The sequence below is a fragment of the Halomonas jincaotanensis genome, assembly GCF_018448785.1.
Lineage (GTDB): Bacteria > Pseudomonadota > Gammaproteobacteria > Pseudomonadales > Halomonadaceae > Halomonas > Halomonas jincaotanensis.
On record NZ_JAHCLU010000003.1, the window covers coordinates 278,220 to 303,465 of the forward strand.

25 protein-coding genes are annotated in these 25,246 nt (G+C 62.1%); 21 read left to right on the forward strand and 4 right to left on the reverse strand.

Translation table 11 applies throughout. From position 1 onward, the window contains the following. The first annotated feature begins 2 nt into the window (after positions 1–2). Positions 3–272 (forward strand): SelT/SelW/SelH family protein, encoded by a 270-nt coding sequence (locus tag KG088_RS04545; RefSeq protein ID WP_213824306.1) that lies wholly within the window; start codon positions 3–5, stop codon positions 270–272. Beyond that, positions 269–1,180 (forward strand): DMT family transporter, encoded by a 912-nt coding sequence (locus KG088_RS04550; RefSeq protein ID WP_250148061.1) that lies wholly within the window; start codon positions 269–271, stop codon positions 1,178–1,180. Before KG088_RS04545 ends, KG088_RS04550 begins: the two co-directional genes overlap by 4 nt. Here the strand turns inward: KG088_RS04550 and KG088_RS04555 are convergent. The 3 genes from KG088_RS04555 to KG088_RS04565 form a co-directional block, all read right to left on the reverse strand. Further along, positions 1,165–1,512: a type II toxin-antitoxin system RelE/ParE family toxin gene (locus tag KG088_RS04555; protein WP_213824307.1), complete on the reverse strand. Its 348-nt coding sequence runs from the start codon at positions 1,510–1,512 to the stop codon at positions 1,165–1,167. The genes KG088_RS04550 and KG088_RS04555 overlap by 16 nt on opposite strands. Next, a complete protein-coding gene (locus tag KG088_RS04560) occupies positions 1,509–1,772 on the reverse strand; it encodes a type II toxin-antitoxin system Phd/YefM family antitoxin (protein ID WP_213824308.1) in 264 nt (87 codons plus the stop codon). The genes KG088_RS04555 and KG088_RS04560 overlap by 4 nt, the downstream gene beginning before the upstream one ends. A 61-nt stretch (positions 1,773–1,833) precedes the next feature. After that, on the reverse strand, positions 1,834–2,520 hold the full coding sequence (locus tag KG088_RS04565) for an arylesterase (protein WP_213824309.1): 687 nt from the start codon (positions 2,518–2,520) through the stop codon (positions 1,834–1,836). On the opposite strand from KG088_RS04565, the gene KG088_RS04570 reads away from it, so the two are divergent. From KG088_RS04570 to KG088_RS04610, 9 genes are all read left to right on the forward strand, one after another. Continuing rightward, positions 2,519–3,235, forward strand: coding sequence for an ABC transporter ATP-binding protein (locus tag KG088_RS04570; RefSeq protein WP_213824310.1), 717 nt, complete (start codon positions 2,519–2,521; stop codon positions 3,233–3,235). The two genes, KG088_RS04565 and KG088_RS04570, sit on opposite strands and share 2 nt — an antisense overlap. Beyond that, positions 3,232–5,826, forward strand: a complete 2,595-nt coding sequence (locus tag KG088_RS04575; RefSeq protein ID WP_213824311.1) for an ABC transporter permease — start codon at positions 3,232–3,234, stop codon at positions 5,824–5,826. The genes KG088_RS04570 and KG088_RS04575 overlap by 4 nt, the downstream gene beginning before the upstream one ends. A gap of 9 nt (positions 5,827–5,835) precedes the next feature. Further along, positions 5,836–7,263 (forward strand): hypothetical protein, encoded by a 1,428-nt coding sequence (locus KG088_RS04580; RefSeq protein WP_213824312.1) that lies wholly within the window; start codon positions 5,836–5,838, stop codon positions 7,261–7,263. A 66-nt stretch (positions 7,264–7,329) separates the two neighbouring features. Continuing rightward, positions 7,330–8,751, forward strand: coding sequence for a hypothetical protein (locus KG088_RS04585; RefSeq protein ID WP_213824313.1), 1,422 nt, complete (start codon positions 7,330–7,332; stop codon positions 8,749–8,751). A gap of 181 nt (positions 8,752–8,932) precedes the next feature. Then, a complete protein-coding gene (gene glyA / locus KG088_RS04590; RefSeq protein WP_213824314.1) occupies positions 8,933–10,198 on the forward strand; it encodes a serine hydroxymethyltransferase in 1,266 nt (421 codons plus the stop codon). Between the two features lie 354 nt (positions 10,199–10,552). After that, the gene (locus KG088_RS04595) at positions 10,553–10,756 is read left to right on the forward strand and encodes a hypothetical protein (RefSeq protein WP_213824315.1); all 204 of its coding nucleotides are present in this window, start codon (positions 10,553–10,555) and stop codon (positions 10,754–10,756) included. A 162-nt stretch (positions 10,757–10,918) separates the two neighbouring features. Continuing rightward, the gene (locus tag KG088_RS04600) at positions 10,919–11,149 is read left to right on the forward strand and encodes a DUF2281 domain-containing protein (RefSeq protein ID WP_213824316.1); all 231 of its coding nucleotides are present in this window, start codon (positions 10,919–10,921) and stop codon (positions 11,147–11,149) included. Then, entirely contained in the window at positions 11,149–11,310 is a 162-nt protein-coding gene (locus KG088_RS04605; protein ID WP_213824317.1) for a hypothetical protein, read from the forward strand. The genes KG088_RS04600 and KG088_RS04605 overlap by 1 nt, the downstream gene beginning before the upstream one ends. A gap of 109 nt (positions 11,311–11,419) precedes the next feature. Next, the gene (locus KG088_RS04610) at positions 11,420–11,563 is read left to right on the forward strand and encodes a hypothetical protein (RefSeq protein ID WP_213824428.1); all 144 of its coding nucleotides are present in this window, start codon (positions 11,420–11,422) and stop codon (positions 11,561–11,563) included. On the opposite strand, the gene KG088_RS04615 is transcribed toward KG088_RS04610, so the two are convergent. Continuing rightward, positions 11,541–11,678 (reverse strand): hypothetical protein, encoded by a 138-nt coding sequence (locus KG088_RS04615; protein ID WP_213824318.1) that lies wholly within the window; start codon positions 11,676–11,678, stop codon positions 11,541–11,543. The two genes, KG088_RS04610 and KG088_RS04615, sit on opposite strands and share 23 nt — an antisense overlap. A 1,052-nt stretch (positions 11,679–12,730) precedes the next feature. Here KG088_RS04615 and KG088_RS04620 point away from each other — a divergent pair. The 10 genes from KG088_RS04620 (at position 12,731) to KG088_RS04660 (ending at position 25,244) form a co-directional block, all read left to right on the forward strand. Next, entirely contained in the window at positions 12,731–14,497 is a 1,767-nt protein-coding gene (locus KG088_RS04620) for an SLC13 family permease (protein WP_213824319.1), read from the forward strand. Between the two features lie 66 nt (positions 14,498–14,563). Next, positions 14,564–15,367 (forward strand): 3'(2'),5'-bisphosphate nucleotidase CysQ, encoded by an 804-nt coding sequence (gene cysQ, locus KG088_RS04625; protein WP_213824320.1) that lies wholly within the window; start codon positions 14,564–14,566, stop codon positions 15,365–15,367. Positions 15,368–15,519: 152 nt separating this feature from the next. Further along, the gene (locus KG088_RS04630; protein ID WP_213824321.1) at positions 15,520–15,723 is read left to right on the forward strand and encodes a DUF2281 domain-containing protein; all 204 of its coding nucleotides are present in this window, start codon (positions 15,520–15,522) and stop codon (positions 15,721–15,723) included. Then, a complete protein-coding gene (locus KG088_RS20000; protein ID WP_406565586.1) occupies positions 15,707–15,907 on the forward strand; it encodes a type II toxin-antitoxin system PemK/MazF family toxin in 201 nt (66 codons plus the stop codon). Before KG088_RS04630 ends, KG088_RS20000 begins: the two co-directional genes overlap by 17 nt. A 211-nt stretch (positions 15,908–16,118) precedes the next feature. Further along, positions 16,119–17,036, forward strand: coding sequence for a sulfate adenylyltransferase subunit CysD (gene cysD, locus KG088_RS04635; RefSeq protein WP_213824322.1), 918 nt, complete (start codon positions 16,119–16,121; stop codon positions 17,034–17,036). Positions 17,037–17,048: 12 nt separating this feature from the next. After that, entirely contained in the window at positions 17,049–18,977 is a 1,929-nt protein-coding gene (cysN, locus tag KG088_RS04640) for a sulfate adenylyltransferase subunit CysN (RefSeq protein ID WP_213824323.1), read from the forward strand. A gap of 511 nt (positions 18,978–19,488) precedes the next feature. Beyond that, on the forward strand, positions 19,489–19,638 hold the full coding sequence (locus KG088_RS04645; protein ID WP_264759033.1) for a DUF4351 domain-containing protein: 150 nt from the start codon (positions 19,489–19,491) through the stop codon (positions 19,636–19,638). Between the two features lie 243 nt (positions 19,639–19,881). Next, complete coding sequence (wecB, locus tag KG088_RS04650) at positions 19,882–21,003, forward strand: non-hydrolyzing UDP-N-acetylglucosamine 2-epimerase (RefSeq protein ID WP_406565587.1); 1,122 nt, start codon at positions 19,882–19,884, stop codon at positions 21,001–21,003. 74 nt (positions 21,004–21,077) lie between these two features. Continuing rightward, complete coding sequence (wecC, locus tag KG088_RS04655) at positions 21,078–22,358, forward strand: UDP-N-acetyl-D-mannosamine dehydrogenase (protein WP_213824326.1); 1,281 nt, start codon at positions 21,078–21,080, stop codon at positions 22,356–22,358. Positions 22,359–22,379: 21 nt separating this feature from the next. Continuing rightward, positions 22,380–25,244, forward strand: coding sequence for a glycosyltransferase family protein (locus tag KG088_RS04660; protein ID WP_213824327.1), 2,865 nt, complete (start codon positions 22,380–22,382; stop codon positions 25,242–25,244). Positions 25,245–25,246 lie beyond the last annotated feature (2 nt).

The window sequence follows — 25,246 nt, forward strand, 5'->3', positions numbered from 1 at the left end:
CCATGTCACGCATCCGTATTCACTACTGTACGCAGTGCCAGTGGCTGCTGCGCAGCGCCTGGTACGCTCAGGAGCTGCTGTCCACCTTCGGTGAACTGCTCGATGACGTCGCCCTGGTGCCCTCCCACGGCGGCACCTTCGAGATCTTCTACGACGACGAGTCGCTCTGGGAGCGCAAGCGCGACGGCGGCTTCCCCGACATCAAGCCTCTCAAACAGGCGGTGCGCGACCGTCTCGACCCATCGCGTGATCTGGGGCATGTCGATCGATGAGCCTGGGTCTCGCCGATCAGGACCGTCAGGCGATGCTCTATGGCCTGGGCGCAGTGGCGCTCTGGTCGACGGTGGCCACCGCCTTCAAGGTGGCGTTGGGCTACATGAGTCCGCTGGAGTTGATGTGGCTGGCATCGCTGGTGTCCTGGGCCCTGATGGGCGTGCTAGTGGCGCGCCAGGGGCGGCTGCGTGAGGCGCTGAGCGGGGGCTGGCGCACGGCCGCCTGGGCCGGACTGATGAACCCGGTGGCCTACTATCTCGTGCTGTTCGCTGCCTATGACCGGCTGCCCGGCCAGGAGGCGATGGCGCTCAACTACACCTGGGCGCTGGCCATGGCCTTTCTCGCCGTGCCGCTGCTCGGCCAGCGGCTCACACGCATGGACGTGCTGGCCGGCCTGGTCGCCTACGCCGGGGTCTGGGTGATCGCCACGCGCGGCCAGGTGTTCGATGTGGCCTTCGCCGACCCGTTGGGCGTGGCCTGCGCGCTGGCCTCGACGCTGCTCTGGGCGCTCTATTGGCTGCTCAACGCGCGCGACCATCGCTCGCCACTGGTCGCCCAGTGGCAGAACTTCAGCGTCGGGGTGCCGGTGCTCACGGTGTTGTTGCTGGTCGGCCCGGGCCTGCAATGGCATGGCGGGCTGGCCTTCGGTGCGGGTATCTACGTGGGACTGTTCGAGATGGGCATCGCCTTCGTGCTCTGGCAGCTGGCGGTCCATAAGGTGTCGCGCACCGCCAAGGTATCGAACCTGATCTTCCTCTCGCCGCCAGTGTCGTTGCTGCTGCTGTACTTGGTGGTCGGCGAGCCGATCCTGCCCTCGACCCTGATCGGGCTGGTGCTGATCCTCGGCGGACTGGGGCTCCAGCAGTGGCAGAAAAGTCCGGCACTAGCCGTTCAGGAGAGCAGCTGATACTCGAACAGCAGCTGCTTGAAGTCCTGACGCTGATGAGCGAAGAGGTAGACCGATACCTGACCCTGCTCGGGCCAATAACGATAGATGACGCGATAGTTATCGATAAGAAGTTCGCGAAAGTGACTGATGCCCAGTTCCAGCGCGAGACGGGAGGCCGGAAAGGCCTCCGGCCTTTGCGTTAGTCGTTCCAGGCTGGTGGCGATCAAGCCCATGGCAATGACTTCGACCTGGCTCACGGGAAGCTCGAGTCGATCAAGTAGGAAGTTCTCGCAGGCTTCAAGGGAGGCCGTCGCCGTATCCTCGAATACCACATGCCAGTCTGGCGTCACTCCGAATCTCCTCGCCTGGCGGCATGACGCGCTTTTACGCGTTCCATGAACTCCTCGGCGGTCATGGTCTTGCCTTCCTCGCGGCTTTTCTCGCCCAGGCTCAACAGCTTGAGCAGGGCGATGGCCTGCTCGCGACGCTCGTGGGCGGCATAGGATTCCACCACGTAGGTAGGCTTGCCCTTCTGGGTGATGACTAATGGCTCCTCGACGTCCAGCGTCGCGGCGTTCTGTTTCAAGTAGCTGATGGTTTCGGTGCGCATGGCGCGTGCCCCACTGTTGGGTATCCAATGGTCCGAATATAGACTAGGAATGGACCGCTCGCTACTCGGCCGCCTTTTCGGCGATATCGATGCCATTGCGTTCCAGCAGCGGTTCGAGCACCGGCCAGACGTTATCGAGGATGATCGGCTGCGCCTCGGCGGTGGGGTGGATGCCGTCGTCCTGCATCAGCTCTTCGACCAGCGCGATGTCTTCCAGCAGGAAGGGCAGCAGCGGGAGATCGTAGTCGTCGGCCAGCCGAGCGAAGACGTCGGCAAAGGCATTGCGATAGGCTTGACCGTAGTTGGGGGGAATATCGATGCCGAGCAGCACCACCTCGGCATCAACCGCCAGGCTCGCCTCGATCATGCGGCGCATGTTGGCCTCGAACTGGGTCGGGGGCAGGCCGCGCAGGCCGTCGTTGCCGCCGAGCTCGATTAGAACGATGTCCGGCTCGTGCTGTCCGAGCAATTCGGGAAGGCGACTCGCGCCGCCGCTGCTGGTTTCGCCGCTGATGCTGGCATTGACCACCTCGGCCGTGGTGTCCAGGCGCGCCTCGAGCCGCCTGACCCAGCCCGCCTCCTGCTCGATGCCATAGGCGGCGCTCAGGCTGTCGCCCATGATCAGGATCACCGGGTGCGACTCGGCGATCGCCGGGACCGCGACCAGTGCCAGCACCACCACCAGCCACCGGACCGTCACTCGTGTCACCGCCGCGCCAACCAGACCTACAGGGAATGCTCTCACCATGACCAATGCCTCTCGAACGGATGTCACGCCGATTCTACACGCCGACCATCTCGACAAGGAGGTGGACAGCGGCGAACGGCGACTCACCATTCTGAGTGATCTCAGGCTCACGGTGTTCCCCGGCGAGAGCGTGGCCATCCTCGGCCAGAGCGGGGCGGGCAAGTCGACCCTGCTAGGGCTGCTGGCCGGGCTCGATGCGCCGACACGCGGCGAATTGTCGCTGTTCGGCCAGTCGCTGGCGGCGCTGGACGAAGACGGCCGGGCGCGGCTGCGCGCCGGCCGGGTCGGGTTCGTGTTCCAGAACTTCCAGCTGCTGCCGACCCTGACCGCGCTTGAGAACGTGCTACTGCCGCTAGAGCTCTCGCCCCAGCCCGACGCCGAACAGCGCGCCCGCGATTGGCTGACCCGCGTGGGGCTCGGCGAGCGGCTCAACCATCTGCCCAAGCAGCTCTCCGGCGGTGAGCAGCAGCGCGTCGCGCTGGCTCGTGCCTTCGTCACCGGTGCCGAGCTGGTGTTCGCCGACGAGCCCACCGGCAACCTCGACCCCGCTACCGGCGAGCGCATCATCGAGGCGCTGTTCGATCTTAACCACCAGGCGGGCACCACCCTGGTGCTGGTGACCCACGATCATGCCCTGGCCAGGCGCTGCGATCGTTGCCTGCATCTCGAAGGTGGCCGGCTGGTCGAGCGGATGCCCGAGGGTGTCAGCGCATGAGCCAACCGACCCGGATGGCCACAGGCTCGCGAATGCTGCGCCTCTCGGCCCGCGGGCTGATTCGCGACCTGCGCGCCCCCGACGTGCGTGCGCTGTTCATGGCGCTGGCGCTGGCGGTGGCCGCCTCGACGATGATCGGCTTCTTTCTCGACCGCCTCGACCGAGGCCTGACCCGCCAGGCCGGACAGCTGCTCGGCGGCGACCTGGTGCTGGAGCAGAGCCGCCCGTTCGACCCCGAGCTGCGGCGCACCCTCGAGGAGGCCGGCCTAACGCTCAGCGACCAGGTCGACATGGTCTCGATGATCCGCCACGACCAGGCCTTCCAGCCCGCGAGCCTCAAGGTCGTCGACAGCGTCTACCCGCATTACGGCCGGAACCGCGTCGACCTTGGCGAGGGCGTCGAGCCACTCGCCCACGGGCCGTCGCCGGGCGAGGTCTGGCTGGCGCCGCGCTTGGCGTTGTTGCTCGAGGTAGAGGTCGGCGATAGCGTCCAGGTCGGTCAGACGGAGCTCGAGGTTGGCGGGCTGATCGAGCGCGAGGCCGACCAGTCCGCCGGCTTTGGCAGCTTCAATCCCCGGCTGATGATGCACATCGACGACATGGACGCCACCGACCTCATTCAGGAGGGCTCGCGGGTCGAGTTCGAGCTGCTGGCCGCCGGCTCGGCGGAGGCGGTGGAGAGCGTGGCGCCGCTGGTCGAGCGGCTGCGCCGTGAGGGAGTGGAAGTCCAGGACGTGACGCGCGACCGACCTCAGCTCGGCTCTGCGCTGGAGCGCGCCGAGAAGTACTTGAGCCTCGCCGGGCTCGCAGCGGTGCTGCTGGCCGGGGTCGCGGTGGCCATGGCGACAAGGCGCTACGTGGATCGCCACCTGGATACCGCGGCACTGATGCGCTGTTTCGGTGCCACCCAGGCCGAGCTGGTCCGGCTGTTCTCGCTGCAACTGCTGTGGCTGGCGCTAGCCGCCTCGGCGGTGGGCGCGGTGCTGGGGTTGATCGGCCAGGCCGCGCTACTGCAGCTGCTTTCTACCTTCCTGTCGCTGGAGCTGCCGCCCCCGGGGTTTCTCCCGCTGCTGATGGGTGTATTTACCGCCCTGGCGGTGCTGGTGGGCTTCGCCGGCCCCACGCTGTTGCGGCTGAAGAAGGTCAGCGCCCTCAAGGTGCTGCGCCGCGAACTCGACCCACTGCCGGCCTCGGCCTGGCTGGTGCTGGCCATGGCGAGCCTGGTGTTCGGCGGCCTGCTGTGGCTCTACTCCGGCGATCTGTGGCTTTCGGTCGGGCTGCTGGTCGGCGGCCTGGTGATGCTGGGCGTGCTCTGGGGGCTCGGCAGCCTGTTGCTGAGCGGTGTGCTGCGGCTCGCCTCCGCCTTGCCGCGTCGCGGCGGGCAGGATGGCGGACTGGCACAGGCGTTGCGCCTGGGCGGCCAGCAGCTGGCCCGTCGGCGCAGTGCCAGCCTCGGCCAGCTGCTGGCGTTTTCGGTGACCTTCTTCGCCATGGCGATGATCGTCATGGTGCGTGGCGACCTGCTCAGCACCTGGCAGGACCAGCTGCCTGAAGATACCCCCAACTACTTCGCCATCAACATCCAGCCCGCCGAGCGCGAGGCGTTCGCCGAGGTGCTCGAAGGCGCAGCCGATGCCCGTAGTGCCCTTTACCCGATGGTGCGCGGGCGGATCACCGCCATCAACGACCAGGAACCCCGCGAGGCGGTGCCGGCGGAATCGCGCGGCGACAATGCCCTGCGTCGCGAGCTCAACCTGACCTGGCAGGACACCCTGCCGGAAGGCAATCGTCTGGTGGCGGGGGAGTGGTTCGACGAGCGGGAGGAAGGCGCCGGCTGGTACAGCGAGGTGCAGGCCGAGGCCAGCGTCGAGCGGGTGCCGATCTCCATGGAGGATGGCCTGGCCGAGCGTTTCGGCCTGGCGCTTGGCGACACCCTGACCTTCACCATCGGCAGCGCCGAGGTGGTCGGCGAACTGACCAGCCTGCGCAGCCTGAACTGGGACAGCTTTCGCCCCAACTTCTACGTGATCTTCCCGCCGGGCGTGCTGGAGCGCTTCGGCCACAGCTATATCACCGCCTTCCATCTGCAAGACGGCGAGAGCGAGACCCAGCGGCGGCTGGTGCAGGAGTTCCCCGGCGTCTCGCTGCTCAATGTCGATGCCATCCTCGGCCAGGTCCGCGACGTGCTCACCCAGGTGACGCGGGCCGTGGAGTTGGTGCTCGGCTTCGTGCTGCTGGCCGGGGTCAGCGTGCTCTATGCCGCCCTGACCGCAAGCCGGCCGGTACGTGCCCACGAGAGCGGCCTGTTGCGGGTGTTCGGGGCCGGCAATCGGCTGCTGTCGCGCGTTCAGGGAGCCGAGTTCGCCATTCTCGGCCTCGCCAGCGGCCTGATGGGCGCGCTGCTCGCGGAGCTTGCCGCGGCGGGCATTTACATAGTCTGGCTCGATCTGGTGCCGCGTGTGCACTGGGGCATGTGGCTGACGCTGCCGCTGTTCGGGGCGCTGCTGATCGGCGCCATCGGCCAGCTGCTGTCGCGGGGGCTGCGCCGCCAGGCCCCGGCAGCGAGCCTCGGCCTGCTGGGCGAGGCCTGAAGCGCAGCCATGCAGACGGATACCCTGCGCTATCGGCTGATGGATGCCCAACTCGCCCTGGCCCGAGACAGGGAGCGGGCGGTGATCCTGCTGCTGACTGGCCATGCGGCGACCCACAAGGGGCAGGTGGTCAATCGGCTCAACCACTGGCTGGAGAACCGCTATACCGAGGTGCACGCCCTGGGTCCGAGTAGCGAGGAGCAGTTGCGTCCCTACTGGTGGCGCTACTGGCGGCGAATTCCCGATCGCGGCCGCATCGGCATCTTCATCCACGGCTGGTATGGCGATGCGCTGTTCGCCCGCGCCGAGCGTAGGCTCTCGCCGGGTGCCTTTCGGGACCGCCTTGAGCAGATCCGCAACTTCGAGGCCGAGCTGGCCGCCGAGGGAGTGGTGCTGCTCAAGCTGTGGACCGATATCGGCCGCCGAGAGCAGCGTCGCTACCTGGTCGAGCTGCAGCGGGACCCGGCTCGCGCCTGGCAGGTCGGCCCCAGCGAATGGCAGCGCCACGCGCAGCATGCCCCCATCGAGGCGATCGGCAGGACACTGCGCCGTAGGACCGAGGCGCCCCATGCCCCCTGGCAGCGGTTGCCCTTCCGCGAAACGGGGGAGCAACTGCCGCAGGTGGCCCGCGCCCTGCTGGCGGTGATAGAGGCTCCGCCCGAGTCGCCGGTATCGCAACTGGCGACTCGCGCGGGTGAGGCGCCTGGGGTTCCCTCGCTGCGTCGCGTCGATGCCGCAGTCGAGGAGCGCCTCGACAAGGCGGCCTACTATGAGCGCCTGGCCCTCGAGCAGGCCCGCCTGGCAAACAACGCCCGCGAGATTGCGCGGCGCCGCATCCCGGTGGTGATTGCCCTCGAGGGGCATGATGCGGCGGGGAAGGGCGGCAGCATCCACCGGCTCACCGCGGCTCTGGATGCCCGCCAGTACCGCGTGCACCGCATCGCTGCCCCCAGTGACGAGGAACTGGCGCTGCCCTGGGCCTGGCGCTTCTGGCGTCGTCTGCCCGCCGACGGGCGCATCGCCATCTTTGACCGCTCCTGGTACGGGCGGGTGCTGGTGGAGCGAGTCGAGGGACTGGCCAGCGAGGCGCAGTGGCAGCGTGCCTATGGCGAGATCCGCCACTTCGAGCAGCAGCTCCTGGAGCACGGCAGTGTGCTGATCAAGCTGTTCCTCTCTATCGACAAGGACGAGCAGCTCAGGCGCTTCGAGGCCCGGGCCGCCATTCCCCACAAGCGCCACAAGCTCACCGACGAGGACTGGCGCAACCGTGAGCGCTGGGATGATTACCAGCAGGCCATCGACGAGATGTTTGTGCGCACCCACGCCCCCGGGGCAGAGTGGTTGCTGGTTGCCTGCGACGACAAGCGCCATGCCCGGCTGGCGGTGCTGGAAGGCGTCAACGAGCGGCTCGAGGCGCGCCTCGCCTGGGCCAATTGAGATAGGCTGTCTGGGTGGGGCTATCTCCCATCAGGCCCTCTTCCTCGATCACAACGGAGGTAATCCATGTCTTTCCCCATTCGCACCGCTGGGCTGTTCGCCTTGCCCCTGAGCCTCGCTTTTGGCTTTGGCATAGCTACGCCGGCGCTGGCCGATGCCCAGCGCCTGGAAGCCGATCTGCGGGCGCTATTTGCCGATCGTGGCGAGCTCGAGATCGGCGATGTCTCCGAGGCGGCGGTGCGCGATCGTATCAGCGCCGAGGCGATCCGCTTCGAAAGCGAATCGGGGGAGCGCCTGCTGCTGGAACGCTACGAAGTGCGCGGCAACTACGATAGCCCCGATTCGGTGCATCTCGAGGGCCTGAGCGTGCTCGACGAACTGACGCAGCTGCCGTTGCTCGAGGCCGAGCGCATCGTCATGGAGCAGCCCTCCCGGGCGGTGTTCCCCTTCCACGAGTCGCTGCATTCGGACGAGGTGTCCGTCGGTGAGCTGCAGGTCGACAACCTCTCGGCCGACATGAGCACCGAGGCCGCGCGGCGCTATCTGGATGACGGTCTCGACGCCCAGGGCAGCGGCCGGCTCGAGATCGAAAGCCTGCATGGCGTTGAGCTGACCCCCTCGACCATCGGTCGCCTGGAACTCAGCGGCATCGCCGGCCATGGCGATGGGGGCGATGGGCTCGGCACGGGGCGCTTCACGGTCGCAAGCCTGGTGATGGAAGGCCTCGCTGGACTGGATCAGGAGGGCGAGGAGCGCTTCGAAAGCCTTGAGCTGCGCGAGCTCGATGTTGAGTCCGACCACCTGGTCGCCAGCCTCGAACGGCTGCTGGCAGATGGTAGCGTCGCCCAGGGCGGCGAGATGCGCCTCGATGCCTTGGCGCTGGATCTGGCCCGCATGATCGAGCTTGCACCGGCCGAGGAGCGCACTCGGTTGCGCATGGTCAGTAACGTGTTGACCGATGGCAGCGGCGAGCTGTTGATGGACGCCCTCTTCTCTGGCCACTGGGAAACCGACAACGGCGAGACGCTCCTGCTCAGCGACAGCCACATCGATGTCGACAACGCCTTCCGCTGGAATCTGGACGTGGACCTGCCGGTCAGGCTGCCCGAAGGCGTCGAGCCCGAGCGCTACCTTGCCGGCATCGAGGGTCTCGACGATCTGGAGGGCCTGACGATCCTCGGTGGGGAGATTACCAACGTGCTGTCCAACCAGGGGCTGTTCGGCCGCCTGGCGCCGATCATGGCCGCCACCCAGGGCGTGAGCGAGGCCGACTTTATCGCCCAGGCACGCACCCAGGCCCAGGGGTTCGGCATGATGCTCGGCCCGGAGATCGGTGCGGTGCTGACCGGCCTGGTGGACATGATGGATGGGCGCGCCAGCGAGCTCGAGATTCGTCTCACGCTGCCCCCGGACAGCGAGATCGACGCGCTTTCCGCCGACCCCCTGGGGCTGCCGAGCAAGCTTTCCATGCAGGTCGAGACACGCTGATCAAGTAGATTGAGTGGCGCTGACGCTTGGGCCGACGACGGGCACGGCAATGTTTCAGTCTTACTGAACCCTGCATGAGAAACGATGCAGGTGTACGTGATGGCCTTTCATGTGAAAGGCGCCAGGGGCTGGGGTATCATTCAGGCCTCAGATTTCTTTCGTGATGCGAGGTTACCCGCCGATGTTCAGCCGTGACATGCAGATTGCCGGTTTCGATGATGTCCTGTTCGATGCGATGCAAAAGGAGGTCACGCGTCAGGAAGCGCACATCGAGCTGATCGCCTCCGAGAACTACGCCAGCCCCCGCGTGCTTGAAGCTCAGGGCAGCCAACTGACCAACAAGTACGCGGAAGGCTACCCCGGCAAGCGGTATTACGGTGGCTGCGAGTTCGTCGATGTGGTCGAGCAACTGGCCATCGACTACGCCAAGCAGCTGTTTGGCGCCAGCTACGCCAACGTCCAGCCGCACTCGGGCTCCCAGGCGAACTCGGCGGTTTTCCAGGCGCTGATCAAGCCGGGCGACACCATTCTCGGCATGAGCCTGGATGCCGGCGGCCACCTGACCCACGGCGCCAAGCCCAACTTCTCCGGCAAGCACTACCACGCCGTACAGTATGGCATCGACGATCGCGGCCACATCGATTACGACGAGGTGGCACGCCTCGCCCGCGAGCACCACCCAAAGATGATCATTGCCGGCTTCTCGGCCTATTCACAAATCATCGACTGGGCGAAGTTCCGTGAGATCGCCGACGACGTGGGCGCCTTCCTGCTGGTCGACATGGCGCATGTGGCCGGCCTGGTCGCCGCCGGTGTCTACCCAACACCGCTGCCCCATGCCCACGTGGTGACCACCACCACCCACAAGACCCTGCGCGGCCCGCGTGGGGGATTGATTCTTTCCTCTGAGGGCGACGCCGATCTGGAGAAGAAGCTGCAATCCGCGGTGTTCCCCGGTGGGCAGGGCGGTCCGCTCGAGCACGTCATCGCCGCCAAGGCGATCTGCTTCAAGGAAGCCATGGAGCCCGGCTTCAAGGCCTACCAGCAGCAGGTGGTGAAAAATGCCCAGGCGATGGCCGGCGTATTCATCGAGCGCGGCTACGAGGTCGTCTCCGGCGGCACCGAGGATCACCTCTTCCTGCTCTCGCTGATAAAGCAGGGCCTGACCGGCAAGGACGCCGACGCCGCCCTGGGGCGCGCTCATATCACCGTCAACAAGAACGCCGTGCCCGGCGACCCCCAAAGCCCCTTCGTCACCTCGGGCCTGCGCATCGGCACCCCGGCAGTCACCACGCGCGGCTTTGGTGAGACCGAGTGCCGCGACCTGGTCGGCTGGATCTGCGACATCCTCGACGCCATGGCCAAAGGCGCCGATACCGCCACCGTCGAAGCCGATGTGAAAGCCAAGGTCGAGGTCGTTTGTCGCCGCTTGCCGGTGTATCGGTAAATACTAAATATTATAACTCAAGTATGACTGAGCTATTCGCTGGGCCTTCAGCTTGGCGCCGGAGAGGACTACCAGGAACTCAGGGCCTCGGTCGGCCTGCACCTGCTGGACTTCGATCTGTTCACGGCCACAGAGGCCGAGCGTCAGCAGACGGTGTGGCGATTCGAGATGCGTGATTAACGTCAGCCCGAGGTGTCGCTGGGGAACATCCTGCAGATGAACCTGATCGTTCGTACCGAGATGAATGATGCGATGGTCGCGGAGATTGCAGGGCTTGCCATGAAAGAGGTCGTCAGGCTACGGGCAGAGACTAAGCCCTGATCTGTGCGTTGCCTACGTAACACCGGAAAGGAAGTGGTCCAATTGGACGATGAGGCGTTTCTGGCGTTACGCAGAGCTCAGGCGCTGTTCATCGCCTACGCGGTGAACCTGTTTCTCCCCCAGACCCACCTGCTGTCCCGCTTGGCACGGCTGAACCCCGGTAGCGTGGCCGCCCCGGAGAACCTGGATAGTTTCTTTGATAGCGACGAGGACTTGAGCTTTGATTTCGATGATTAAGTTGAGCGCAGTGATATTGATGGCCGCCATACTGGGCGGGTGCGTGCCGTTCGTGCCGATTATTTGACGGCAGGTTGGCTTAACGGAGTGTAGCCCACGGAAGCCAGGGGGCGCTGTGCTATGCCGAAGTCCATCATGGGCGGCTTCCAAGAGGTAAGTTCAATGCAGCTTGAAGAACTCATTGCTAAGGTCAGCCGACTGCCGACCTTCCGTCAGCAGGAGGTCATGGATTTCGTGGCGTTTCTGGAACAACGTCATGGCGATTCAGCGCAAGCTGAGCAGGCCGATTGGTCAGAGCAACAGTTTCGTGCCATGAGTGTCGAGCAAGCCATGCGTGGGCTGGACGACGAGCCGGAGATCTACTCCGAAGACGATCTCATGGAACGCTGGTAATGAAGCGTGCCGGCCCGCTTGCGCTGATGCCGTTTCTCTATACCGATCTAACGCATAGCAAGAAGCGGCCGGTACTCCTGCTACGTCATCTTGATCATTTCCATGATGACTGGGCTCAAGGTGACCAGCGTATTCCGACTTTCTCGTTTGTCGGTGCTTGATGGTTCACTGCTGCTGGGTCGGATGGGATCGGTGTCCGAGGCCAGGTTATACGATCTAAGACATCGGTTGGGTCACTGGATAACGTGCAAGGACGAGTAACGAGAATTCTTGCTGGGCAATCTGTTGGACTGGCTCAAGGCCCCAGAGGATACGGGGCTGCGACGAGCGTTCGGAGTGGATGTGGTGAGCGTGGCGGTGCTCGCCGACACCCGCGAGAGCTTTCGGCCCACTACATCGCCTCACGGCTACTGACCGGCAGCGCGTTGATGACCTGCGCCAGGACGGCTTCATCGCCACGGTGGGTGGGCTTGTCATCGCGGCGGCGTAGTTTCTCTAACCGACCCTGGGCATTCGGGATGAACGACACGGACGGAGATCCATCCCTTAAGATTGAGCATCAGGGGCCGAGCGGAGCGGTGAGGTTCTACCGAACTCCGAGGCTCCGTCTAGGCCTACGGCACTGGGTCATGCTTAGCGTCCGCCCACCGATCCATGAACAACCCTTCCGAGTTCCAGGCTACCTGTCCAATTATCGGTACACGGATGAAGACATCGCCTATCACCAGCCTGATGATAATGCTACATACACGTGCTTCGATTCCCCAGCGTTCCAGTTTCAGCCACATTGGTGCATCTCCTGGTCTGTCTATTGTTGGTTTGCTTGGGCTTCTCTTGCCACACAGTGAGGATTCTACATCTTATGGCTGAAGAATTTCATGTTATTGAATTAGCCAATCGAGTAATCGATCGGGGGCAGACTCTCAAAACCCTTACGCCATGCAGGCGAATAAGCGCATGCCTTGCGTGAATACTGTTGAGCGTCCGCGACCGCGCTGACGCCTACGCGGTCGGCGAGAGCCAGTGCCTAAGCCTTGTGGTCTTGGGAGTGGCGGGGACGGGTCTTCTTCGTTGAAGGTGCTTGCCTTGCCATGTTTCACCTCGTCTCAGTGTACTGCCTTGACGAGGTGTCCACTGCTGCCGGGCAAGATTACGAACGCCTTGCTCCAGGCCCCGGCGCCTTGTCAATAGCCCATCCGCGGGGTACAGACCAATGAATTGCTAACAGCACCGTCAGAATGGATACCGACGGCGCGTTTCCGTAGAATACCCCGTCATCAAACGATACCGGCATCGAACTCAATCGTTGGCGGTATGCTCGATAGAGGGCAAGGGAATGCGCCCGGACAATCCCCGGGCGGTAGCGTGCCTAAAGCGCTATAATGTTGTACTTCCCGTGTGTTTTGTTTCATCTTTGTATAGAATTTTGCCATATTCGTTTTAATGCATTGGCTGAGCCAAGATTGAGAAACGATATTTTGTTTCTTTAGAATAAGTCAATTTTTTAATCCATCTATCGTTTGATTTTTCGTAATTTAACGATTGCCAAGCAAATGTATAACAAAGAGTTTTTTGACTTCAATGGAGCTAGCGGCCTATCTAACCTTGGCAGTCGTGGTGGCGGTGCTCCTGACGTTGGCCTTCACGCGCATCGCCCCGGACGTGATCGTGATGGCGGCGCTGGCGTTTCTGGTAGTGTCCGGCATTCTCTCCCCTGGCGAGGCCCTGGTAGGCTTCTCCAACCCGGGCGTCATGACGATTGCCGTACTTTATGCAGTGGCGGCGGGCCTGAAGGAAACCGGCGCGATTCAATGGATCGCCCATCGCCTGCTCGGTCAGCCGCAAAAGCTGAAGTACGCCCAGCTGCGGGTGTTACTGCCGGCCTCCGGGCTGAGTGCGTTCATGAACAACACCACGGTGGTGGCGATGTTCATTCCCGCCGTTCAGGAGTGGGCCGGGCGCCTCAAGCTGCCGCCTTCCAAGCTGCTGCTGCCGCTCAGTTATGCCGCCATCATGGGCGGCACCTGCACCCTCATCGGCACCAGCACCAATCTGGTGATAAACGGCCTGCTGCAAAGCGAAAAGGGCATCAGCCTGACGATGTTTTCATTGGCCTGGATAGGGGCGCCCATCGTGTTGGTCGGGGGCGGTTTTCTTTATCTGTTCGCCGACCGGTTGCTGCCGAACCGCCAGGGAGTGCTGGAACAACTCGAGCAGGCCCGGGAATATGCGGTGGAGGTGATCGTCGATGACAAGGGGCCGCTGGTAGGCAAAACCATTGCCGGTGCCGGGCTTCGTAGCCTGAGCCATGGCTATCTGGCCGATATCGAGCGTCAGGGCCGGTTGCTGACCGCGGTGCCTCCCGATACGCAGCTCCAGGCCGGCGACATCCTGGTGTTCATCGGCGCTCCCGAGTGTGCCCGCGAGCTTCGGCGCATTCATGGCCTTAAGCCCGCGGGGGGCGATGTACACAAGCTGGATATCGCCCATCATCGACGGTGCCTGGTGGAGGCGGTGATCGGCCCGGACTTCGGTGGCCTGAATCAGACGGTACGCGAATCGCGCTTTCGCTCCCGCTACCAGGCGGTGATCATTTCGATTTCCCGTCATGGCAAGCGCCTGCCCGGCAAGCTAGGCGCGATCCGCCTGCAGGTGGGCGATACGTTATTGCTCGAGACAGCCCAGGACTTCGTCGACCAGTATCGCTACCGCAAGGATTTCCTGTTGGTCAGCGGGCTGAACGACTCGACACCGCCGGATTTTCGCAAGGCACCCCTGGCACTGGGTATTCTCGGCGCCATGGTCGTCGCCAGCGCCACCGGCCTGCTCAGCATTCTCGAGGCGGCCCTGCTCGCCGGTGGCACCATGCTGGTGACGCGCTGCGTGCCGGCCAGCAAGGCCCGGCGCTATGTGGATCTTTCCGTGCTGGTCGTGATCGCCGCCTCCTTTGCGCTGGGGGCCGCCATGACCAAGACCGGCGCCGCGGCGCAGATCGCCCAATGGCTGCTGCTGATCGACGGTCTGGCGCCCTGGGCGGCACTGGCACTGGTCTACCTGATGACGGTGGTCTTCACCGAGCTGATTACCAACAACGCCGCGGCGGTACTGATGTTCCCCATCGCCGTCGCCGTAGCTGAACAGCTGGGTGTCGATTTTCTGCCCTTTGTCATTGCCGTCATGTTCGCGGCCTCGGCCAGCTTCATGACCCCGCTGGGCTATCAGACCAACCTGATGGTCCTGGGTCCCGGGGGGTACCGTTTTACCGACTATCTGCGCCTCGGCGCCCCATTAAGCCTGCTGGTGGGTGGCACGGCGATCGGCTTGATCCCGCTGGTGTGGCCTTTCTGAGGGTGAATTTTTCTGCAAGGAGCTGTTTTGACGCGATTAGCGACAGATGACCCAGTGACAGATGACATGGCGACGCGCCTGCTCGAGGGCGTACACGCCGCGGGGCGCGAGGTGCTGGCGATTTACCAGCGTGACTTCACGGTGGAAACCAAGGCCGACCAGAGCCCGCTGACCGAGGCGGACATGGCCGCCCACCACGCCCTGGTCGCGCTGCTGGAGAGCGTCTCGCCAGGGGTGCCGATCCTCTCCGAAGAGTCCGGCGAGATCCCCTTCGCCACCCGCCAGGCGTGGTCGCGCTACTGGCTGATCGACCCGCTGGACGGCACCAAGGAGTTCATCGGCAAGAACGGTGAGTTCACCCTCAACGTCGCGCTGATCGAGGACGGCGTGCCGGTGTTCGGCATCGTCCATGCCCCGGTGCTCGAGACCACCTGGGTCGGCCAGCTCGGCCAGGGCGCCTTCAAGCACAAGGGCGGCGAGACGACCCCGATCCGCGTGCGCGCGCTGCCCGACCCCACCGAGACGCCCTGGCAGATAGTCGGCAGCCGCCGCCATGGCGCCGAGACCTTCGATGCCTTCTGTTCGCGGTTGCCGGCGCATGAATGCGTGTCGATGGGCAGCTCGCTCAAGCTGTGCCTGGTCGCCGAAGGCGAGGCGGATCTTTACCCGCGCCTCGCGCCCACCTGCGAATGGGACACCGCCGCCGCCCAGGCCGTGGTCACCGCCGCCGGCGGCGAGGTGCTCGACGCCGAGACCCTCGAGCCGCTGCGGTGCAACCAGCAGGACAGCGTACTCAACCCGTTCTTCATCGTCGCCGGGCAACGCGACCCTCGGTGGGTCGAAGCCTTAAGCACGGCGCTACGCGCCTGAAGCGGTAAGCTGTAAGAAATCCCCTTACGGCACCAAGCACACTTGCTATGGTTTAATCTAAGAAGGGTAGTGCTCTATGAAGAAAACCGTTGTATCGCGGCTGACCATATCGATATTGATGCGGGCGCCCTTGCTAACGAGGTGCATAGAACATGAATACCACTGAAAAGATTACCAACAATATCAACCGACTCCCCGAATCACTTCAGGAAGAAGTGTTGGACTTTACTTATTTTCTGATACAGAAAGCGGAAAGAAGTGAGCTAAAACGTCTTTCTCAGGCCCAAATAACGAGTATGGAAAAGCTATGGGACAATGACGAAGATGAGGTTTGGAATGATGTACCAGTCCGGTGATGTCGTTCTCATCCCTTTCCCATTTTCTGATTTGAAAGCGACGAAGAAAAGGCCTGTACTCGTCTTCACGTCTGCTGATAGCCATGGCGATATGGTTTGTTTGGCTATTACTTCAAGATCAAATCATCAACAATCAGTGCCTATTTACGGCGACAGTTTCAGTGATGGCGTGCTTCCCAAATAAAGCTGGGTCAGATATGGAAAGGTTTATACACTGAATGAATCGGTCGTGGTCGGCCAGTTTGGTGTTTTGAAAAAAGATATTTTTGACAATATATGCGCTAGTTTTTGCCAATATTTTTCCTGCTGATTACATCATCGCCACTGTTAAGCTTCCAGTGTATGGCTTACCGCGACCCCCCGTTATCCTGACTCCTGAACTTCCCGGATATCCTATGACCGAGATCACCCCCGAACGCGCGACCCACCTCAAGCAGCTCGAGGCCGAGTCGATCCATATCATCCGCGAGGTCGCCGCCGAGTTCGCCAATCCGGTGATGATGTACTCCATCGGCAAGGACTCCTCGGTGATGCTGCATCTGGCGCGCAAGGCCTTCTACCCCGGTGTGCCGCCGTTCCCGCTGATGCACGTCAACACCACCTGGAAGTTTCGCGAGATGATCGCCTTTCGCGATGCGATGGCCGCCGACTCCGGGATGGAGCTGATCGAGCACATCAACGAAGAGGGCCGCGCGGCCAACATCAACCCCTTCGATCACGGCAGCTCGAAATACACCGACATCATGAAAACCGCCTCGCTCAAGCAGGCGCTCGACAAGTACGGCTTCGATGCCGCCTTCGGCGGCGCGCGGCGCGACGAAGAAGCCAGCCGCGCCAAGGAGCGGGTGTTCTCGTTTCGTGACAAGCACCACCGCTGGGACCCCAAGAGCCAGCGCCCGGAGCTGTGGAACGTCTACAACGCAAAGGTCAACAAGGGCGAATCGATCCGTGTGTTCCCGCTCTCCAACTGGACCGAGCTGGACATCTGGCAGTACATCTATCTGGAATCGATTCCTCTCGTGCCGCTTTACTACGCCGCCCCCCGCCCGGTAGTCGAGCGCGACGGCATGCTGATCATGGTCGATGACGAGCGCCTGCCGCTCGAACCTGGCGAGGTCCCCGAAGAGAAGTGGGTACGTTTCCGCACCCTCGGCTGCTATCCGCTGACTGGCGCGGTGGAATCCCACGCCGCCACGCTGCCCGAGATCATCCAGGAGATGCTGCTGACCAAGACCAGCGAGCGCAGCGGCCGCGCCATCGACCATGATCAAGCCGGCTCGATGGAAAAGAAGAAGCGCGAAGGTTATTTCTAAGGGAGCGGGACCATGTCACACCAGTCAAGTTTGATCGCCGACGACATCGAAGCCTACCTGCACGAGCACGAGAACAAGGACCTGCTGCGCTTCATCACCTGCGGCAGCGTCGACGACGGCAAGTCGACGCTGATCGGGCGCTTGTTGCACGACTCCAAGATGATCTACGAGGATCAGTTGGCGGCGATCACCCAGGCGTCCAAGACCAGCGGAACCACAGGCGACGAGGTCGATCTCGCCTTGCTGGTCGATGGCCTGCAGTCCGAGCGCGAGCAGGGCATCACCATCGATGTCGCCTACCGCTATTTCTCGACCGACAAGCGCAAGTTCATCATCGCCGACACCCCGGGCCACGAGCAGTACACCCGCAACATGGCCACCGGCGCCTCGACGGCGAGCCTCGCAATCATCCTCATCGACGCCCGCCACGGCGTGCAGACCCAGACCCGCCGGCACAGCTTCATCGCCGACCTGCTGGGCATCCAGCACCTGGTGGTGGCGATCAACAAGATGGATCTGGTCGAGTACTCCCAGGCGCGCTATGACGAGATCGTCACCGAGTACCAGGCCGTCGCCGACAAGCTCAATGCCCGCGACATTCGCTTCGTGCCGATGTCGGCGCTGAAGGGCGACAACGTGGTCAACCGCAGCGAGACCATGGACTGGTACCGCGTCGACGGCCAGCCAGGCCCGGCGCTGCTCGAACTGCTCGAGACGGTCGAGGTGACACACGACCGCAACCTGCGCGACCTGCGCCTGCCGGTGCAGTACGTCAACCGGCCCAATCTCGACTTCCGCGGCTACGCCGGCACCCTGGCCGCCGGCATCCTGCACCCCGGCCAGGCGGTGCGCGCGCTACCCTCGGGCAAGACCTCGACGGTCGAGCGGCTGGTCACCTTCGACGGCGATCTCGACGTCGCCTACCCCGGCCAGGCGATCACCGTGACGCTGAGCGATCAGATCGACATCTCGCGCGGCGACTGGCTGGTCGCCGCGGACGACCCCGTGCCGCTGGCCGCCAGCTTCGAGGCCGACATCGTCTGGATGCACGAGACCGCGCTGGAGCCCGGCAAGCTCTATGACCTCAAGCTTGCCACCCGCGACATCGCCGGCAAGGTCACCGCCATCGACTACCAGATCGACGTCAATATCCTCGAGCAGCGCCACGCCGACCATCTCGACCTCAACACCATCGCCCGCTGCCGCGTCGAGCTGACCGCCCCCGTACCCATCGACGACTATCGCGCGAGCCCCGGCACCGGCAGCTTCATCCTCATCGACCGGCTCAACAACCTCACCGTCGGCGCCGGGATGATCCACCAGCCTTTCGACAGCGAGCTGCCCTACGAATACCGCGACAACGACAGCAAGGCCAACGTGGTGTGGAACCGCACCAGCGTCACCCAGGCCATGCGCGAGCAGCTCAACGGCCACGCCGGCAAGTGCGTATGGTTCACCGGCTACTCCGGCTCCGGCAAGTCGACACTCGCCAACGCCCTGGAAGTCGAGCTCAACCGCCGCGGCTATCACACCATGCTGCTCGACGGCGACAACGTGCGCCACGGCCTGTGCAAGGACCTGGGCATGAACGAAATCGACCGCGGCGAGAATATCCGCCGGGTCGGCGAAGTCGCCCGGCTGTTCGCCGAGGCCGGGATCATCGTCATCACCGCCTTCATCTCGCCGTTTCGCGCCGACCGTGACGCCGCCCGCAAGCTGTTCGACGAGCACGATTTCGTCGAGGTACATGTCGACACCCCGCTGGACGTCTGCGAGCGCCGCGACCCCAAGGGCCTCTACCAGAAGGCCCGCGACGGCAAGCTTCAGGACTTCACCGGCATCAACAGCCCGTATGAAGTGCCGAAAGCGGCCGAGCTCACGGTCAATACCGAAGAACTCAGCCACCAGGACATCATCAGTCGGTTGTTGAAGGTTCTGTAAGATATGAAATCGCCGCACCCTTGGGGCCAGACCCCAGGGGGCTACGGCCTGGCAGCAGGGTGGCACCTGCCCTGACGGAGTGTGAGGACCAACCCATCTTTCAGCAGGGACCAAGCGCCATGCCTCGTCGCGTCAGTCACGACCAGAACTTCAAGAACCTGACCTTTGATCCTGCCCAGTAGCAGTGGACGCCGGAGCAGAAGATTGACATCTACGCCAAGGCGATCGAGGGGCTGCTGACGCTGGAACCGATTATCGAGAAGCAGATCAAATACTTGGATTTTGTCGATATTTACACCGGATTGAGCGACGCCGAACGACGCCTCTATGAATCCCGGTATCCCAAGGAGAGCACCGCCATGACTGGACTGGCTGAGCGGTTACGGACTGAGGGCATGCAACAAGGCATGCAGCAAGGCATTCAGCAAGGTATGCAGCAAGGTATGCAACAAGGTATACAACAAGGCATGCATCAAGGCATGCATCAAGGCATGCAACAAGGCGAGCGACCCTGCTGCGCAAGCAACTGGTGCGCCGTTTCGGCCCGCTCGATGCCGATACGCAGCGACGGTTGCAGCAGGCCACCACCGACGAGCTGGAGCGCTGGGCCGAGAACGTGCTAGACGCCCCGTCACTGGCCGAGGTCTTCGGCGAAGGGTAGAGAGCCCAATACCCGCCGACCGGCGCTGCGGCTTCTCACCTCTCACTCTGCCACTCCGGCAGCAGGGCATTTCCTGCAGCCCGCGGGCGCGGGGTCAGACCACAAGGGCTGCAAACACGAAACACGACGACCAGTTTCTCGCCACATCCGTTACGCACGATGAACGGTTCGGGGTAGGTACCCTGTATGCCTGCTCGACCGTTCAAGCATTCACCAACAAGACACAGGCAACTGCCTATGCCGATCAAGACTCTGTGCGTGTTCGGTACGCGCCCCGAAGCCATCAAGATGGCGCCCCTTGCCCTTTTGCTGGCGGCCGATAAACGCTTTGATGCCCAGGTCTGCGTGACCGGTCAGCATCGCGAAATGCTGGATCAGGTGCTGGAACTGTTCGAACTCAAGCCCGATCACGATCTGAACATCATGACCCCGGGGCAGGACCTCACCGACGTGATGACAGGGATCCTCCAGGGCATGAAAAAGGTACTGGCCGAGGTTAAGCCCGATATCGTGCTGGTACATGGTGATACCGCCACCACTCTGGCAACGTCTCTGGCCGCCTACTACCAGCAGATACCCGTAGCGCATGTTGAGGCCGGCCTGCGCACCGGCAATATCTACTCCCCCTGGCCGGAAGAAGCCAACCGCAAGCTGACCGGAGCGCTGGCCGAGTTGCACTTCGCACCGACCGATCGTTCCCGCCAGAATCTGCTGGAAGAAGGCATTGCACCGGCCAAGGTGCACGTCACCGGTAACACCGTGATCGACGCGTTGCTGGAGGTAGTTCACAAGCTCGAGGATAGCGAGCGATTCCGGCAGCAGTTCGCCGAGCAGTTCGACTTCCTGGATGCCAACCGCAAGCTGATCCTGGTCACGGGGCACCGTCGCGAGAGCTTCGGCGGTGGCTTCGAGCGTATCTGCCGGGCGCTTCACGATACGGCGGCTGCGCACCCCGACACCCAGATCGTCTACCCAGTGCACCTGAATCCCAATGTCCTCGAGCCGGTGAATCGACTGCTCTCGGATATCGACAACGTGCACCTGATCGAACCGCTGGATTACCTGCCGTTCGTCTACCTGATGAACCGCGCCCATCTGATTCTCACCGACTCCGGTGGTGTGCAGGAAGAAGCACCATCACTCGGCAAGCCGGTGCTAGTAATGCGCGAGACCACCGAACGCCCGGAAGCCGTGGAAGCCGGCACCGTCAAGCTGGTGGGAACCGATGTGGCGCGTATCGTCGACGAGATGCATTCCCTGTTGACCGACACCGCCGCTTACGAAGCCATGAGCTATGCCCATAATCCTTACGGGGATGGCAAGGCGTGCCAGCGGATCCTAGAGACACTGGCCAGCACCCTGTAGCGAGCCGGCATCATTCGCGCTGACATCGCATCAGCTCCAGGTTCCTTGAACTCAACCTGTCTTTGGATGGATCCATGAACTTCGACACCATCTCCGTTATCGGCCTGGGTTACATCGGCCTGCCTACCGCCGCCGTTATCGCTTCTCGTCGCAAGCAGGTCATTGGCGTCGATATCAACCAGCACGCCGTGGATACCATCAACCGCGGTGATATCCATATCGTCGAGCCCGAACTGGATATCGTGGTACATGCTGCCGTGAAGGAAGGCTACCTACGGGCGACCACCACGCCCGAGCCGGCGGATGCCTTCCTGATCGCCGTGCCCACCCCGTTCAAGGCGGAGAATGGCAACGACCATGTGCCGGATCTCACCTACATCAAGGCCGCCAGCCAGGCGGTGGCACCGGTACTCAAGCAGGGCGACCTGGTGATACTGGAGTCCACCTCGCCGGTAGGCGCCACCGAGCAGGTGGCCGCATGGCTGGCCGACGCGCGGCCCGATCTCACCTTTCCGCAGACTCATGGGGAAGGGTCGGATATCCGCATTGCCCATTGCCCCGAGCGGGTGCTACCCGGTCACGTGGTGCGTGAGCTGGTGGAAAATGACCGTGTTATAGGCGGCATGACAGCGAAGTGCTCTGCGGCGGCAACGGAGCTCTACCAGATCTTCGTCGAAGGGGAATGCATCACCACCACGGCCCGCACCGCCGAAATGGCCAAGCTCACCGAGAACAGTTTCCGCGACGTGAATATTGCGTTTGCCAACGAGCTCTCCATCATCTGCGACAAGATTGATATCAGCGTGTGGGAGCTGATCCGGCTGGCCAACCGCCACCCGCGGGTCAACATTCTGCAGCCCGGCCCCGGTGTGGGGGGGCATTGCATTGCCGTGGACCCTTGGTTCATCGTCAGCGAAACGCCGGATGAGGCTCGTCTAATTCGTACCGCGCGCGAAGTCAACGATAGCAAGCCGCAGTGGGTGATCGACAAGGTTAACGAAGCCGTCGGCAAGTTCCTGAGTGTCAACCCCGATAAAACGGCCAAGGACGTGACCATCGCCTGCTTTGGCCTTGCCTTTAAGCCGGATATCGATGACTTGCGTGAAAGTCCGGCTTTACAAATAGCGGAGCAGGTTATTCGTGAGCATCCAGGCGAAGTGCTCCTGGTCGAGCCGAACATCCTAGAACTTCCACCCGGCAATCTTGAAGGTGGTAGCCTCGTGAACCAGGACGAGGCCGTCGCCAAAGCTGATGTGATCGCCCTCTTGGTGGACCATAAGCCCTTCAAGGCGACCGGTCGTGATGATCTGAGTGACCACCTTTTAGTGGACAGTCGCGGTATTTGGACGGCTTGAGTTAGTCCTTTCAAGGAGTTTATGCTTGACAGGATTCCAGTCTACCTTTTTAAAAACTATGGGAACGCTAAAGAAAAGATGACAAAAGAACCTGCCGATATGGACAAAGAACCTGTCTCCATGGAAAAAGAGCTTCTCCAAGGAATCAAAGAGAATTCCGGGAAGTTGACTCGCGACCTGCTTATTGTCCAGAACCGTCTCTACACCCAGCTGGAGAGCCTCTCGTGGCTGCAGCGGCGTCTGGCTATCAAGGGCCATTTGCCGCAGTTGCGCGGCTGGGCAGCGTCGCCTGATGTGCTTCTTCGCCTGCATGCTCACATCATCGCTACACGCCCGCAGGTGATCGTCGAATTCGGCAGCGGAGTTTCAACGCTAGTGATCGCTGATGCCTTATGTCAAAACGGTGTGGGTGAGCTGATATCAATTGAACATAGTGAACACTATGGCGCGCAGACCCTGAGCACTCTGCAAGCTGAGCGCCTAGAAGACTGGGTAGACCTGCGTATTTGTGACTTGGAAGCATGGGAAGGTGAGCATCTGAATCCCGACGATGCCGATAATCCGTCGCAATGGTATTCGTTGTCGGTGCTGGAAGATGTCAAGCAAGTTGATCTTATCTGGGTAGATGGCCCACCGGGAATCACGTGCCTATTTAGTCGTTACCCGGCTCTACCTGCGCTGGCCGATAAGCTTTCCCCGAATGCCGAAGTGTGGATGGATGACACTATTCGCCAGGAAGAGAAGGATATCTGCGAACGCTGGGCCAATGTCTATGGATTTGACGTTGAGTTTCTTTCATTAGAAAAGGGGCTTGGGCGATTAACCCGCCCTGGTGCCAAAAAAACTCTTTATTCCGAGCCCACACTTCGCCAACAGGTCTCTCGTCTTGAAGAGAGGTTGTTAGTCGCAAGTAAAACGCATGAACAGATGAGAGCGGAATTCGATGAGTTGTCCGCCAAATACAGGGTCGCTAACGCAAAGTATCGGGAGCTCAGTCACAAGCTCTCGGCTCTGAAATCCAGCCAGACTTACAAAGCCGGCCTGTATGTAAAAAAAGCTTCCGGCTCGGTAATTGATGCAGTCAAACTGCCTGTACGACTGTGGCGTCTTAAGATGCCGAAAAAAAATCTACCTAAACAGCGCATGAACCTTCAGCAATACTTGCGTAAAGTAAAATGGAAGGTTGTGGTTCCCCTCGCAACACGGTTTGGCGTTCCCTATAGTAAAGTTGCCTACCTTAGTTACCCTCAGTCAATGAAAGTCCTCATAGGGGGCGTTAAGCAGCAAAATCAAAAACGCGGTGGAGAAAGTGCGCAGTCCGAAACATTCACTCCGCCTTCTTCCGCGGCACAGGAAATCAGTATTCTTGGCTGGCCCGAGTACCCGCCGAACGACAAGCCTTATGTGATTGGCATCATGGACGAATTCACTTCCGGGTGCTTCGAGCAGGAGGTGAATCTGATCCAGCCTCGCCCTGACAACTGGTACGCTCTTGCGGAGAAATACCGGCCGGCGTTGTTCTTTATCGAAAGCGCCTGGAGAGGCAATCATGGCAGTTGGCAGTACCGAGTGGCGGACTACTCTAACAAGCCTGGTCAGGAAGTGGCGCATATCTGCCAATACGCCCGCGAGAAGGGCATCCCCACGCTGTTCTGGAACAAGGAAGACCCGGTCCACCACGACAAGTTCATGTGCAGCGCCAAACTGGTGGATCACATCTTTACCACCGACGCCAACATGAAGGCCTCCTACCAGGCCAAGACCGGCAACCAAAACGTTCATGCGCTACCTTTTGCCGCTCAGCCTGGGCTGCATAAGCCCGCTCCGCTGGCGGGCCGCAAGCCGCGTTCCTGCTTTGCCGGCAGTTGGTACGGCAACCGCCACGCCGAGCGGGGGCAGGCCATGAAATGGCTGCTACAAGCTGCTAATAAGCACGGCCTGGATATCTACGACCGCAACCACGGCACAGGTCTTTTCCCCTTCCCGGAAGAGTATCAGGCCGGTATTAAGGGCAGCCTGCCTTATAAAGAACTGTGCAACGAATACAGCCGCTACCGGGTATTTCTGAACGTCAACTCGGTGACCGACTCGCCCACCATGTTCGCGCGCCGGGTGTTCGAACTTATGGCTTGCGGCACCCCGGTGGTTAGCACCTACGCCAAGGGCATCGAGAACCTGTTCGAGTCTGATGCCGTATGGATGGTGCATAGCCAGGAAGAGGCCGATGAGGCCATCCGAACCTTGATGACCGATGACACCGAGTGGCGGCGTCGTAGCCTTGCGGGTATCCGCGAGGTGTTCGCTAAACACACCTATGCCCACCGCTTGAACGATATCTTCGTTCAGATGGGCATCGAACACCGCCTGCCCACCGACCCGCAGATGCTGCTGATGGCTGATGCCCACGGCCAGGCGGAGTTAGAGGCCCTGGATCACTTCGCTAAAAAGCAGTCCTACCGCGCCTTCCGTCTGGGTATCACCTGCCCGCCGGGCATCGCCACTCTGGCTGATTCACTTTCCGAGCAAATACTGCTGCTGCAGCCAGGCGAGAAAGACGCTTGGGTGACCGAGCAGCAGGCGGAGCATCCCATCGCGGGCTGGATTACTCCCCACAGCCATTACGGCGAGCACTACTTGCGCGACCTGGCCAACGCCAGCATCTACGAGCCCGATGCCGCCGGCTGGGCCAAGGCGCTCGGCCAAGATCGGTTTGCGTACGGTGAACCAGCCGTCCTCTGCAGCGCCTTGTGGAAAACCGCCGAGTTCCTGAAGCACTATCTCAATACCAGCCCCGAGGTTAGCGTTACCCACGCCAACCTTTATCTGGCCGATAGCGACCAGTTCCAGCCCGTCGATGTTGCACATAAGCAAGTGGCGGGAGGCTGAAC

Excerpts from the sequence above, each read along its gene's own strand:
- KG088_RS04545 (WP_213824306.1), top strand. The coding sequence starts at position 3 with ATGTCACGCATCCGTATTCACTACTGTACGCAGTGCCAGTGGCTGCTG.
- KG088_RS04550 (WP_250148061.1), top strand. The coding sequence starts at position 269 with ATGAGCCTGGGTCTCGCCGATCAGGACCGTCAGGCGATGCTCTATGGC.
- KG088_RS04560 (WP_213824308.1), bottom strand. The coding sequence starts at position 1,772 with ATGCGCACCGAAACCATCAGCTACTTGAAACAGAACGCCGCGACGCTG.
- KG088_RS04570 (WP_213824310.1), top strand. The coding sequence starts at position 2,519 with ATGACCAATGCCTCTCGAACGGATGTCACGCCGATTCTACACGCCGAC.
- KG088_RS04565 (WP_213824309.1), bottom strand. The coding sequence starts at position 2,520 with ATGGTGAGAGCATTCCCTGTAGGTCTGGTTGGCGCGGCGGTGACACGA.
- KG088_RS04575 (WP_213824311.1), top strand. The coding sequence starts at position 3,232 with ATGAGCCAACCGACCCGGATGGCCACAGGCTCGCGAATGCTGCGCCTC.
- KG088_RS04580 (WP_213824312.1), top strand. The coding sequence starts at position 5,836 with ATGCAGACGGATACCCTGCGCTATCGGCTGATGGATGCCCAACTCGCC.
- KG088_RS04585 (WP_213824313.1), top strand. The coding sequence starts at position 7,330 with ATGTCTTTCCCCATTCGCACCGCTGGGCTGTTCGCCTTGCCCCTGAGC.
- glyA (WP_213824314.1), top strand. The coding sequence starts at position 8,933 with ATGTTCAGCCGTGACATGCAGATTGCCGGTTTCGATGATGTCCTGTTC.
- KG088_RS04600 (WP_213824316.1), top strand. The coding sequence starts at position 10,919 with ATGCAGCTTGAAGAACTCATTGCTAAGGTCAGCCGACTGCCGACCTTC.
- KG088_RS04605 (WP_213824317.1), top strand. The coding sequence starts at position 11,149 with ATGAAGCGTGCCGGCCCGCTTGCGCTGATGCCGTTTCTCTATACCGAT.
- KG088_RS04620 (WP_213824319.1), top strand. The coding sequence starts at position 12,731 with ATGGAGCTAGCGGCCTATCTAACCTTGGCAGTCGTGGTGGCGGTGCTC.
- cysQ (WP_213824320.1), top strand. The coding sequence starts at position 14,564 with ATGGCGACGCGCCTGCTCGAGGGCGTACACGCCGCGGGGCGCGAGGTG.
- KG088_RS04630 (WP_213824321.1), top strand. The coding sequence starts at position 15,520 with ATGAATACCACTGAAAAGATTACCAACAATATCAACCGACTCCCCGAA.
- KG088_RS20000 (WP_406565586.1), top strand. The coding sequence starts at position 15,707 with ATGTACCAGTCCGGTGATGTCGTTCTCATCCCTTTCCCATTTTCTGAT.
- cysD (WP_213824322.1), top strand. The coding sequence starts at position 16,119 with ATGACCGAGATCACCCCCGAACGCGCGACCCACCTCAAGCAGCTCGAG.
- cysN (WP_213824323.1), top strand. The coding sequence starts at position 17,049 with ATGTCACACCAGTCAAGTTTGATCGCCGACGACATCGAAGCCTACCTG.
- wecC (WP_213824326.1), top strand. The coding sequence starts at position 21,078 with ATGAACTTCGACACCATCTCCGTTATCGGCCTGGGTTACATCGGCCTG.
- KG088_RS04660 (WP_213824327.1), top strand. The coding sequence starts at position 22,380 with ATGCTTGACAGGATTCCAGTCTACCTTTTTAAAAACTATGGGAACGCT.